Origin of the sequence: Okeania sp. SIO3I5, assembly GCF_010672085.1 — a bacterium.
Classification (GTDB): domain Bacteria; phylum Cyanobacteriota; class Cyanobacteriia; order Cyanobacteriales; family Microcoleaceae; genus Trichodesmium.
The window spans coordinates 21,925-34,955 of sequence record NZ_JAAHHT010000083.1; the positions used below are offsets into that span (position 1 = coordinate 21,925).

Genomic DNA, 13,031 nt, shown 5'->3' on the forward strand with positions numbered 1-13,031 from the left:
AGAGGTAAAACCCGGTGTTGTCTTAAAACCTAGGTGGTATGACTCCACGTGGGTTTAATATGCAAGGGAATATGCAGCAAGAGAGTCATGTACTTAAAAGTCATAAAGTAAGTGAGTTTGCGGTGTCCGAATGCTCCACAAACGACATTTACTAATGTCCGTCCCCTGAATGCTTAGTGCTTATAAAATCTGTGCTTGTACCTATCATTTTTACCGAAAAATTTGGGTCTTAAGTCTCCTCTTTTAAGAGGATATAGCATTTCCCAAGCTCTCGGAGGTACAGTTGTTTTTCTTCTTTATCTATTCCTACGAAATCAGAATTACTACTCCCTATTCCCTATTCCCTATTCCCTATTCCCTATTCCCTATTCCCTATTCCCTGTTCCCTGTTAAGTGTTCCCTGTTCCCTAAAACCAAAGAATTTTATACCTCACGCTTTTTGGGAATTGCTGTATCTTTATAAGAGGATAAAAAAAAGAAGATTCCGTATTTGAAATCTCCTTATTCCATAAAGGTACTTATAACTGATAGCTGAAATGACTCTTTTTTTGATTTAAAACTTCTTCTTTCTGCTTTCTTTCTGACTTTTATTATTGTGGCATTATTCGATCAAAATGGTATAATTTATGAACTATTTAGCTCATTTATTCTTGGCAAAAAATACTGCCGAATCACAAATAGGAAATCTATTAGGGGACTTTGTAAAAGGTCATTTAGAACAATATGAAACTATTTATAGTAATGAAATTATTACAGGTATTAAAACTCATCGTCAAGTTGATTTTTTTACCGATACTCATCCAATATATTTGAGAAGTAAAAATAGAATTAGCAAGAGTCATAGACGTTTAGCAGGAATAATTATAGATATTTGTTACGACCATTTTCTGGCAAATCATTGGAATTTATTTTCCGATGAAAATTTAGATGTGTTTGTACAAAAAATCTACGTTCTTTTGAAAAAGAATCAGGAAATTTTACCAGAGAGGTTAAAAAAAATTTTGCCGAAAATCATCTCTGAAAATTGGCTTAGTTCCTACAAAAAAATATCAGGAATTAACTTGACTTTTGTGCGCTTGTCTCGACGTTTAAACAGAGAAAATAATTTAGCTAGTGCTACTAATGAGCTGCTCAAAAATTATGCTGAAATTAAGTCAGATTTTTTGATTTTTTTCCCGGAAGTTATTAATTATGTACAAACTTTACATAAGTGATACTAAATCCGGTTTAGTGTTGAAAAAATAGTGAGTGCCTGCCAGATTAGTATCTAAGTACATAAAACAGTAATTATTGCTTGTCTTCAAAAGTTATTCAAGTTTGATTAATGTTATTTGTTACTATCTCTATAGGTTGTATTTCTTTAGATAAAGGTTTAATATGATCGGGGTTAAAATTCAAAGTAGAAAACAAAGGCAAAATTTCCTTACTAAAAGCCTCTGCTGCCTTAGAACGGTAACGATTAGGATTATAAATAACTGATAATATCCTATTGATAACTATCTGTTCTATTTTTACTGTAGTCATAACCCCAATTTGTAACTCCTTTTCAATAGCAGAAACAGAAACAAAAGCCACCCCCAAACCAGACTGAACAGCATTTTTAATTGCCTCAATTGAACTTAATTCCATCTCCACTTTCAAACGGCGAGTATCAATGTTACTCTGGGATAATACTTGATCAATAACTTTGCGAATAGTAGATTGAGAGTCCAGAGTAATAAAGTTTAAATTATATAAGTCATCTTTTTGAATTTTCTCCTTTTCGGCCAGAGAATGAGAAACAGGCAAAATTAAGACCAGTTCATCCTCAGCATAAGGTATAATTTCCAAAGACTCTTGCAATTCTGGAGGAACTTCACCCCCAACAATAGCTAAATCTATTTGCCCATTAACCACACTCCAAGCAGTACGACGAGTAGAATGAACGTGCAACTGTACAGCAACATCAGGATATTTTTGTCTAAACATCCCAATCATTCCGGGTAGTAAATAAGTGCCAGTGGTTTGAGAAGCACCAACAATTAAAGTACCTCCTTGGAGATTTTGTAAATCTTCGATCGCCCGGCAAGTTTCTTGACAAAGAGATAATATTTTCTCGCCGTAAGTAAGTAGTAGATGACCAGCTTCAGTTAATTGTGCCCGGCGGCCCCCACGGTCAAATAAAGGCACATTCAACTGTCGTTCTAAGTTTTGCACCTGTAGACTAACTGCTGGTTGAGAAACAAACAGACTATCGGCAGCTCGTTTAAAGCTACCTTCAGCAGCGATCGCTTTGAGAATGCGTAATTGGTCCAGAGAGAAAGGAAGCTCAGACATATTGTTAAAGGAAAAAGAAATTTAGGGAGTTGACCATTTTTTGAATTCAAGATTCACGCATTCAAAGTTCAAAATTTTTGGTTCATTCCTTAATTTCAATAATTGTTTAATTAAGGATTCAAGCCTCGTTCTTCAGAACGAAAAAATCAAAAATATTTTCCTGATTTCCAGCCTCTGACTTTCCTGCGGAATGCTACACAAACAGGCAGAGGTCATAATTTTGAATTAATAATTTTTAATTTTGAATTGATTTGACGGCGAAAGGGTTCCCTAATGGACAAATTGCTGACCTAATGGCCTTTAATTTATAGCGCTACGCGCTAGGGAATAGGGAATAGTAAACTGTCAAAGGGTTTTTCCTGTGGAAATGCTCCGCAAACAGGATTTATAAATGTCCGCGCCCTTTGCTTCCACTGCTATAACTCTATAGGTTTTGAAAAAGGATGAAAAGAGTGGGGAAATGTTGACAAGTTTGAATTTACACTTTTTTGATATCTTAGGATAGCTTTTTATTTACAGCCGTCACTAGGGCGGTTAGGACATTCTCGCTCTTCTCAAATTTACTCACAGCAAGAATGTATGGGGGAATAGCCATGAGGTAATTATCCATTATCCATTATCCATTATCCATTAATGAAGTTCCTTTATCATACTGCTGGACGATTCCTCCAAAAGTTAACTTTTATTATCAATTTCCTCTGGTGGCCATGTCTAATGATTTGTTAACCCCTAGCCATTTGATTATTTTGGGGTTACTGCTAAGTTTTGCGATCGCTCATAGTGGTTTAGCTTCTCTCCGTTCCTGGGCCGAAACTAAAATTGGTCCTAGAGCCTACCGTATCTTATTTGCCCTAGTCAGTCTACCACTAGCAGTAGTTCTGATTGTTTACTTTTTCAATCACCGTTACGATGGCATACAGTTATGGCAACTGCAAGGTATCCCAATTGTCAAACCTATAGTTTGGATATTATCAGCAATTTCATTCCTTTTCCTCTATCCCTCTACATTCAATCTATTAGAAATTGCAGCAATTCAAAAGCCCCAAGTCCATCTCCATGAAACAGGAATTATTCGTATTACCCGCCATCCCCAAATGGTAGGCCAAGTAATATGGTGTATTGCCCATACCCTTTGGCTAGGGACAAGCTTTACTTTAGTTACCTCAGTTGGCCTTGTCCTACACCACTTATTTGGGGTTTGGCATGGGGATCGCCGACTTCAGAAACGTTTTGGTGAATCTTATGAGAAATTAAAGTCTCGAACATCAATTATTCCTTTTCTGGCAATTATCCAAGGACGTCAAACCTTACAGTTCCATGAGTTTCTCCGATGGGCTTACCTCGGGGTAGGAGTTTTTGTCCTCTTATTCTGGCAAGCTCATCCTCTATTAATTCGTGCAACTGGGAACGTATATTGGTAGCATGATCCCAGGATATAAAAAAATTAATTAATATACATTCAAGGATCATGGTTTTGTCAGTTAACCAAAATAGTTTTAAAGAAGAGGTCTTGGAGTCCTCTAAACCAGTTTTAGTTCATTTTTGGGCACCTTGGTGTGGCCTTTGTAAAATGATTGTCCCCCAGTTAATTAAATATCAATCTGAGTGGAATGGCCACTTAAAGCTGGTAGGGGTGAATGCTGACAAAAGTTTAAAGCTTGCTAGTAGCTATCAACTTCAAACTTTGCCTACTTTGATTCTGTTTCAGAATGGTCAAATAGTTAATCGACTGGATCATTTTCAGGGACGAGAAGATTTCCGAAGAACATTGGATGCTTTTATGTTGAGTTATCAAGAGCGTCACCTAAATCAACTTTGGCAACCACAGTTAATTTCATCAGGTCAAAATTCAGGCATCAAGACATCCCGATAGATAACTCTAGTGCCACTACGCGGAAGTCAAAATTCAAAATTCAAAATTCAAAATTCAAAATTTAAAAGTATTGGTTAGTAAGGCTTTTAGGATTTTGGATTTTAGGGATTTTTTTTGATTAGTAAATATTGGGAAATTTCTATTTGTGGCAGTCATTTCAGTTATCAGTTAACAGTTATTAGTACATAAGACTGAAGCTAAAACCTTGAAATACTGAATCGAATATTTTTTTCATCCCCTATCCAAGTGGAGGTTTGAGACCTGATTTTTTGGTCATATTATCTAGTGAACATAGACTAGCGATTTGTTAATCGTTAATCATACTGTTGCTGAGTTTTACATAAAGAGGTTAAAACTAGAAATGAAGGAAATTTTTATTTCCTTTGGAGCTAGTTTTAGCCTCTTTCGATTTTCTGATAATTATAGCTTTAAGCATTCAGCTATCAGCTATCAGCTTTTTTTTATTAATTTATACTTTTCCCTATTTTATCTCTGTATTTTATCAGTATAAAAATTGCCATAAGTTGAGTCAAAAATTATGATTAAACATATTCCAAATTTCAGTCAATTATTAGCTATAATCTTGGTTAAATTATCGGTAATTTCAAGTTTGACTATTACCGAAAAAGCTAGGGCATCTGAAAATTTTTCAATAGCTAAAAGCCCGCAAAATCTACTTTTCAAATATTCAGAAATAGCAGAAAAATCACAATTTAATCAACCTTTTGTATTAGCACAAAGTTATAAAGTAGGAGATTATGTAGAAGTGCTTTGGGAAGGAAATTGGTATCTAGGAAAAATTTTAGAGATTAATAATAATCAATATTGTATTACTTATCCGACTTATGATAATTCCTGGGATGAATGTATAAATAGCGATCGCATTCGTCCTCTTGAATCTAAAAATTCTACAGAAGAAAGATTACGACGCAATCAATATGTAGAAGTATTATGGCAAAACCAATGGTATCTAGCCAAGATTTTTGAGAACAAGAATAATCAATATTGTATAACTTATGTAGGTTATGATCGTTCTTGGGATGAGTGTATTGATAGAGTTCGTATTCGCATTGCAGATCCGAGAAAAGTTGATGCAGAAAGACTGCGACTGGAAGGTTATCGTCGAAATACTAATACAAATATAGAGCCAAATAATTCTGATTTTTCTCAGACAGATAATAATTATCAAATCAATGAATATGTAGAAGTTTTGTGGAATGAACAATGGTATTTAGCTCAAATTTTTGAGATTGAAAATAATCAATATTGTATAACTTATGTAGGGTATGATCGCTCAGAGGATGAATGTGTAGATAGCGATCGCTTGCGAGAAGTAGACTCTCGAAAAGCAGAAGCTGAAAGATTACGATTAGAAGCTGATAATTTAGTAAGCTATGCTCATGAATATCAAAAAGGTTTAGAAACTGCTAAAAAATCTCTGAGAATCTATCAAGAAATTGGAGATATATCTGGGCAAGTACAAGTTTTATCTAGTGTAGGATGGGCTTATTATTGGTTGAATGATTATGTTAATGCTATTGATTATTATCAGCAAAGTTTGAAGTTAGCTGAAGAAATTGATGACTTTTATGCGGCTACAGCAAGACTATATGACATATCACAACCTTATTTATATTTAGGAGATTATGATAAAAGTTTGGAATATCAAAAGCAATATTTAGACAGAGGAAAAAAAATGAATGACTCCGATATTCAAGGGCGTGCTTTGGAAGGAATTGGGAATATTTACTATTTTCAAAAAAATTACAAAAAAGCTATTAAATACTATGAAAAAAGTGCAGCAATGGGGAGAAAAGCATTCTATGTTGGTGGTGTTTATACTGCTTTAGGAAAACATAATGAAGCGATAGAATTTTTTGAGGATATAGCTACTAAGACAAATGATATTTACACAAAATCAGCTTCTTTGAATCAACTAGGTCAGAATTATTTGACTTTAGAAAAGTATGACAAAGCAATTAATTATTTTCAGGAACAATTAGCAATTTCTCAGGAAATTAAAGAAATTTATGGAGAGTCAGAAGCCTTCAAAAGTTTAGGCATAGCTTATTTAGCAAAAGGAGATTTGAAACAAGCAGAAAAAAACTTGCGAGCTGCCATCAAAGTCAAAGAATCAATCAGAGAAAAAATAGGTAGTAATGATTCATTAAAAGTTTCACTATTTGAGACTCATGTAGATACTTATAGTAAATTACAAAAAGTTTTAATTAAACAAAATAAAATAAAAGATGCTTTAGAAATTTCTGAAAGAGGTCGTGCTAGAGCCTTTGTAGAATTATTATTTGATCGCCTTTCTTCGGAAGCTATTACTAAAGCCAATATTCAACCTCCAACCTTCAAACAAATTCAAAAAATAGCTGCCCAACAAGCTGCAACAATAGTTGAATATTCTATTATTGAAGACCAACTTTATATCTGGGTAGTTCAACCAAAAGGAGAAATAGAATTTCGTCAAATAGAGTTTAAATCTGTTCTAGAAAATCAAACTTTAACTGACCTAGTTATAGATGCTCGTAAGGCACTTTTAGTCAAACCATATCAACCACAAGCTCAACTCAAAAAACTGTACGAATTATTAATTGAACCGATTGCAGATATTCTCCCCAGTAATCCTGAAGAGCGGGTAATATTTATACCCCAAAGAGAATTATTTTTAATTCCCTTTGTTGCCTTAATGGATAATCAAGAAAAATACTTAATCGAAAAACATACAATTCTAACTGCACCAGCAATTCAAATATTAGAATTAACCCACAAACAACGGGTTGAAAATAAAAAAGCAAGTCCACAAAACGACCTAATAATTGGCTTGCCCAGAAATGAAAATCAAAGCGATTTAGTAATAGGTAATCCCTCCATGCCTAAACTAAACGAAAAACCATTAGACCCTTTAGTTGGTGCCGAAACAGAAGCCAAACAAATAGCGAATTTCCTAGAAACTCAAGCAGTAATTGGCAATATAGCAACAGAAAGTTTAGTAAAAAAACAAATAGAAAATGCACGAGTTATTCATGTAGCAACTCACGGTTTACTGACAGATATTACAGGTTTAGGATCACCAGGAGCATTAGCATTTACTCCAGATCAAAATAACGATGGATTTCTTACTTATTATGAAATTTTAGAACTAAATTTGAATGCCGAATTAGTGGTTTTAAGTGCTTGTGATACAGGGCGTGGAAAAATTACAGGAGATGGAGTAATAGGTTTATCTCGTTCTTTTTTAGCGGCAGGTGCGCCTAGTATTGTTGTCTCTTTATGGAAAGTTCCAGACGATGCCACCCAGTCATTAATGGTAGAATTTTATCGTCAATTAAATGTTACTGGAAATAAAGCAGAAGCTCTACGAAAGGCGATGTTAACAACTCTAAAAAAATTTCCCGAAGTCAAAAATTGGGCAGCATTTACTTTAACTGGAGAGGCAAATTGAAAATGTAAGTTTAACTGTTGATGAAATTATCCAATAATTGTTACAATAGACATCTCCGAAAAAGAGGGAACAGGGAACAGGGAATACCAATTAGAACAAGAACGCCAACCGGCTAAACAAGCAGAACAAGGAGGAAGAAATGCTATTCCTCAATTATTAGCAATGGGAATGAGTGTGGAACAAGTAGCACAAACTCTTGGTTTAAATGTTGAGGAAGTAATGAATAATTAATAATTAAATAATTCTTGCATTATTAATTGTTAATGGCTTTTTTGCATCAAAGTAGCCTTCTTAACATCCGTTCCGCTTTTCGGTTGTCCCCGACATGAAAGGTGAACCTAGTGGCAGCTATATCACCCTCTTTCAGATTATTGATGCTTTCTTCATTTATTGGCCAATAGTTAAATCGATCAAAGCCTTTGCAGGTAAAAGTTTCAGCCTTTTTTTAAGAAAGAAAACTTTGATTTATTTATTGGACAATAGTTGTAGAAGTATGAAGTAGATATGCTTGCCTATTGTGCAGTAGCTATATGTTTTCATACAACAAAGCCATTGTTAATTGTTGAAACATCTCCACCAGAAAGCGGGTTTATTATCCTGATGATTGTTTTTCGCTCTCACGAATGAGTCAACCATACAGTAGGGACTAAGCATGATTAGTCCCTACTGGATTATCATTTTTTTAATGCGGTTCACCGATCAGAACTGATAACTGAAAAAAACTGATAACTGATAACTGAAATGTTGTCCTACTTCCACTAAAAAACTGATAACTGATAATTGATAACTGAGATGATACAGCCCATTTTACCAATTGAAGCATATACCTCACAAGATTGGTTTGATCGAGAACAAGAAAGTATCTTTAGTCAAACCTGGCAATTTGCTGGATTTGTTGAAGACTTGAGCGAATCAGGAGATTATCTGACTGTGCAAGCAGGAGTTAATAATATTTTAGTGCTGTTGGATGATAACAAACAAATGCGTGCTTTCCACAACATCTGTCGTCACCGTGGTACCCAACTACTTCGGACTTTTGGGAAACGTAAAAAATCGATCGCTTGTCCTTACCACGACTGGACTTACGATCTTGATGGCAATCTCATTGCTGTACCAGAGTGCAAAACCCAATTTCCCGATCTAGATTTCAAAATTCTATCCCTGCATAAAGCTTCAGTAGGGACGTGGCGAGGTATGATTTTTGTTCACCCCGATCCTGATGCCAACTCTTTTGTTGATTGGTTTAACCCTCTTGAACCGTATTTAGGTCATCATCAGCCAGAAAAACTGGTAGAATATGTTGAAGGTAGAACCAGTCACCAAATTAACGCTAACTGGAAAATTATTGTCGAAAATTATATTGATGGCTATCATTTGCCTCACCTCCATTCTCAAACCCTGTTTATGTATGACCATAGACGACAACGTTCGGGGTTTGTCGGCGAGCATTTCCATTTTTATGAACCACTAGCAAAGGATTATCTGGAAGGAATAGAGAATAATTCTCCATTACCTCTGATCGATCATGTACCAAAAGATAAAATTGGTGCTTATACACCGATGCTATTTCCCAATCTGGGATTAGGTGAAACTGAATCAAGTTGGTCTACATTTCATATCATTCCAGTTGCTCCCGATCGCTCAATTGTGGAAATTAGGTCGAAGGTGATGCCTGTATCTAACTGGAAGTATATGCAGCAGGAATGGAAATCTTGGAATTATTTTGGGAAGCGAAAATTGGATAAGTATGGTACGGGTAATGAGGACGATCCCCTCGCGTCTGGGGATTTTATGGCTGAGGATATTTATGTGTGCGAACAACAACAACGGTCACTAAAGTCTCCCTATTTTTCTATTGGTGCGATCGCGCAAGATTTAGAACAATCAGTCTATCAATATCAAATCAATGTGCTAAATTATATAGAAGGGGGAGTAGGGAGTAGGGGAAAATAATTGATTTTATTTTGTCTAATATAAAATCCGGATAATTACTACCACTAAGTTATTGCGACTTACACTCGTGGAAGGAAGCAATCTTCTAAACATAAGAGATTGCTTCCTATCGTCGCAATGACGAATTTTTAACCGGATTTTATATAATAAACTTCAGTATTTCAAGCGTCAGGTATCTGCCAGAGGTACTGATAACTGATAACTGATAACTGATAACTGAAATGACTCCTCTTGTTTATTACCAAACCACTTGCAATCTTTCTGCTGCTACTCTCTGATACACTCCATCTGTTTGTTTTGCTATCCTACACCAACAAAATTTATGGTCTAATTCCTGATAAGCATTATGCACTAACTCTTGGACAATGCTAGGATCTCTCAAAGCTTCTAGAATACCCAATGCTAAAGAATTAGGATTACCAACTTTGGTAACAATACCTGTTCTACCATGCTCAACTACTTCCGGCAAACCACCTGTATCTGAAACCACCACTGGCACCCTTGCTGCAAAACTTTCTAGGGCAACAATACCAAACGGTTCATAAAGACTCGGAAATACTGCACAGTCAGCGATCGCTTGAAATTTATCTAAATTTTCCTCAGACATAAACCCTGTGAAACAAAATCTTTCCGAAATTCCTAAATTCCAGATTTCTTGTTTCCAATGGTCTGTTTTGCCACCACCAATCATAATAAATTTTACCCGATCTCCCATTTCTTCAATTACTTTTGGAGCAGCATGAATTAGAACTGACAAACCTTTTTCAGGAGTCATTCTACCTAAATAGTAGACAATTTTTTCTCGATCTTCTGCAAAATGCCGACGGAAATGTACAGAATCAAATTCATCTCGACGTGGTTTTTTACCCGGACAAATTCCATTATAAATTACATCTATTTTATCCCAGGGACTATCTAAGGTTCTAGTTACATCCCCTCGCATATAGTTAGAGCAAACAATAACTCTCCAAGAATTATAAACTAGCTCTTTTTCCTTTTCATGAATGTACTGTTGACTATGATTATAAATACCATTATGGCGACCATTTTCTGTGGCATGAATAGTAGCTATTAGTGGTAGTTTAAAGATATGTTTGAGAGCGATCGCTGCATCTGCAACTAGCCAATCATGGGCATGGATTAGATCAAAATTTTTCTCTTCTGTAATTAGTTTTCCTCCATGACGACCCATCGCTTCATTCATATTTCCTATCCAATGAAAGAAGTTTTGGCTTGGTCCAACTGGCACTCTATGGACTTCTATTCCATTCACAATTTCATACATTGGTGCTTCGCCAGACTTGACTGTAACTAAATGAACTTCATGTCCTAATTTCACCAATTCCGGGTATAATTCTGCAACATGACGTGCTATTCCTCCTATAATTCTTGGTGGAAACTCCCAACTTAATACTAGAATTTTCATAATTACTAACTCCCAAATTTTGACTATTTTTACAACTCTTAATCTTTAGCTAATCTTTAGCCATTTTACTCTAAAGTAAAGACCGAATATTTAATAATTTTCCCGATCAATATTACAGATTCCCTAATCTAACTATTCTTGAGTAGTTAGGTAAATCCCGGTTAATTAGTATACCAAAAAATCTTGTTAATAGTTCTATGTAGTTATTATTTTATTTTTATACTATTTTTTTCTTTTTGTCAAGGCCATCAACTGATTTAGATAGAGGATAAATTTTGTGATTGAAGCATTTCAAGATTAGGGTATCATTTTTGTTAATCAATTTATTGCTTATGCTTAAGATATCATTAATTTGCATCAATCTAGAATCTCAAAAAATTAACAAAAAGGTATTGCTGAGTAGCAATGATTTTTAGATCGGGTATCGACGCAAAAAATATATTTTCCGATTTGCTCTTGAGCTAATGACCATTACATTTCAGCAACGCCAACAAAAATAAGTTTCACCATACAAATATGAGAAATCATCAAAAAATATTAAGTAACCTATAGATGTTTATAGAATCAAAGCTTAACATTACTTTCTTGAGAGTTAATTCCTGAATAAATAGGGTTTGCTGAAAAAGTATTTTTGCTCTTTGTAGTAGTCAGTAGTCAGTAGTAAGTAGTCAGTAGAAATAGGAATTTAGAGGAGGTAGGAGTTAGAATTGTTCCTCAATTTTTCTGTCCAACTATGCTTCTAAAATACTAACATTTTGAGGCTTTTCAACTCAAAATCTCCCACTTTTCAATACTTAAAAAAGCCAAAAGCTGGCTCTGTAAACACTTTCAGATTTAATCAGCAAGCCATAAATATGAGAAAAGGAACTATTTTTTAGCTATTTGATTCCACAAAATAACACTAAAAAAATTAAGTCTTTTTCTCGGATTGAAATGTTTATTAGCACCCATTGCGAGATGTATTTCAAACTTCACGGTAGTTGAATCAAAATCTTATGGTTATGCTTAACTTCATGTAGTAGAAAATCCCACAGAAGTGCAGAAAGTTAAAGACAGTTATTATATGTCTCAATGGCCATAAACTAGATTAATTACCCGTGATTCTTTACGAGGCGATCGCTTTGAAAATATTGCTTTTTTTGGTGATCAAGAAAATCTAGCTTCTGAACTTTTTCAAGCAACTTGGAAAAAACAATTACAGCGCTTTTCAGATTGATGAACCACATATTCACAAGCAAAACTTAGTAGGGACGTTCCATGGAACGTCCCTACTGTGGTTTACTGAAATGAAAACCGCTGTAAATGAGTTAGGTTTACCGAATAATTAAGGTTTAAAGTCTCTCCTTTAAAGGAGAAAAAAATAAAAAAATTCCTTTTAACTAACCCTTCTTTTTAAGAAGAAGTAATTATTTATTATTAAAGCTGGTATCCTGTGGTTTATAATTATTATTGGTTGGATTATTTGCACATCAAAAATGCATGGAATAATTATCAATAAATTGATGTAGTTGTAGCGATCAGAAGTTTTAAAAATATACGAAATTATCACAATCAACCAGCAACTCAACTTTTTAATACTATGAATCAAGTAATATCATGTCCGGTTGAATAGTGATAATTAGAAGCTGTCTTAGTATTGCTCTAGCAAAAAGATGGATATTTCAATTGCTCAAACCCTACTACAAACAAAAACTTTTTTATAACTCAGGACTTACGCAGAACCGCTATATCTAGTAAGGGCGAATGCCATTCGCCCCTACATCTGGTGTATAATTCCGTATTTTGCGTAAGTCCTGTAACTAATTATCCGAACATGATATTAACCATCTGTTTAATAACACTTCTATCAACTGAATAGCTGCTTATTTATGCTATAAATTATCTGAATATAGCGTTTCTCAAATTGGTGAGATACAGTTTTAGATCCCCCCTGCCCCCCTTAAAAAGGGGGGAGTCTTCAAAGTCCCCCTTTTCAAGGGGGATTTAGGGGGATCGTAACTGTACCTCATCTT

The 13,031-nt window shown here is 34.8% G+C and carries 7 protein-coding genes; 5 read left to right on the forward strand and 2 right to left on the reverse strand.

All coding sequences use genetic code 11. From position 1 onward, the window contains the following. Window positions 1-626 precede the first annotated feature (626 nt). Window positions 627-1,214 carry an acyl carrier protein phosphodiesterase gene (locus F6K40_RS19205; protein WP_293138673.1) on the forward strand — a complete coding sequence of 196 codons (588 nt, stop codon included), beginning with the start codon at window positions 627-629 and terminating at the stop codon, window positions 1,212-1,214. Window positions 1,215-1,311: 97 nt separating this feature from the next. Here F6K40_RS19205 and F6K40_RS19210 read toward each other — a convergent pair whose 3' ends face one another. Further along, window positions 1,312-2,316 (reverse strand): LysR family transcriptional regulator, encoded by a 1,005-nt coding sequence (locus F6K40_RS19210; protein ID WP_293138675.1) that lies wholly within the window; start codon window positions 2,314-2,316, stop codon window positions 1,312-1,314. Window positions 2,317-3,023: 707 nt separating this feature from the next. Between F6K40_RS19210 and F6K40_RS19215 the strand changes: the two genes are divergently transcribed. The 4 genes from F6K40_RS19215 (at window position 3,024) to F6K40_RS19230 (ending at window position 9,593) form a co-directional block, all read left to right on the forward strand. Beyond that, window positions 3,024-3,737, forward strand: a complete 714-nt coding sequence (locus tag F6K40_RS19215) for an NnrU family protein (protein ID WP_293138677.1) — start codon at window positions 3,024-3,026, stop codon at window positions 3,735-3,737. 47 nt (window positions 3,738-3,784) lie between these two features. Next, window positions 3,785-4,189: a thioredoxin family protein gene (locus tag F6K40_RS19220; protein WP_293138679.1), complete on the forward strand. Its 405-nt coding sequence runs from the start codon at window positions 3,785-3,787 to the stop codon at window positions 4,187-4,189. Window positions 4,190-4,727: 538 nt separating this feature from the next. Continuing rightward, a complete protein-coding gene (locus tag F6K40_RS19225) occupies window positions 4,728-7,640 on the forward strand; it encodes a CHAT domain-containing protein (protein WP_293138681.1) in 2,913 nt (970 codons plus the stop codon). 792 nt (window positions 7,641-8,432) lie between these two features. Then, window positions 8,433-9,593 (forward strand): aromatic ring-hydroxylating oxygenase subunit alpha, encoded by a 1,161-nt coding sequence (locus F6K40_RS19230; RefSeq protein WP_293138683.1) that lies wholly within the window; start codon window positions 8,433-8,435, stop codon window positions 9,591-9,593. A 238-nt stretch (window positions 9,594-9,831) separates the two neighbouring features. Here the strand turns inward: F6K40_RS19230 and F6K40_RS19235 are convergent, their stop codons facing one another. Continuing rightward, on the reverse strand, window positions 9,832-11,019 hold the full coding sequence (locus F6K40_RS19235) for a glycosyltransferase family 4 protein (RefSeq protein ID WP_293138685.1): 1,188 nt from the start codon (window positions 11,017-11,019) through the stop codon (window positions 9,832-9,834). Window positions 11,020-13,031: the final 2,012 nt, after the last annotated feature.

Excerpts from the sequence above, each read along its gene's own strand:
- F6K40_RS19205 (WP_293138673.1), top strand. The coding sequence starts at position 627 with ATGAACTATTTAGCTCATTTATTCTTGGCAAAAAATACTGCCGAATCA.
- F6K40_RS19210 (WP_293138675.1), bottom strand. The coding sequence starts at position 2,316 with ATGTCTGAGCTTCCTTTCTCTCTGGACCAATTACGCATTCTCAAAGCG.
- F6K40_RS19215 (WP_293138677.1), top strand. The coding sequence starts at position 3,024 with ATGTCTAATGATTTGTTAACCCCTAGCCATTTGATTATTTTGGGGTTA.
- F6K40_RS19220 (WP_293138679.1), top strand. The coding sequence starts at position 3,785 with ATGGTTTTGTCAGTTAACCAAAATAGTTTTAAAGAAGAGGTCTTGGAG.
- F6K40_RS19225 (WP_293138681.1), top strand. The coding sequence starts at position 4,728 with ATGATTAAACATATTCCAAATTTCAGTCAATTATTAGCTATAATCTTG.
- F6K40_RS19230 (WP_293138683.1), top strand. The coding sequence starts at position 8,433 with ATGATACAGCCCATTTTACCAATTGAAGCATATACCTCACAAGATTGG.
- F6K40_RS19235 (WP_293138685.1), bottom strand. The coding sequence starts at position 11,019 with ATGAAAATTCTAGTATTAAGTTGGGAGTTTCCACCAAGAATTATAGGA.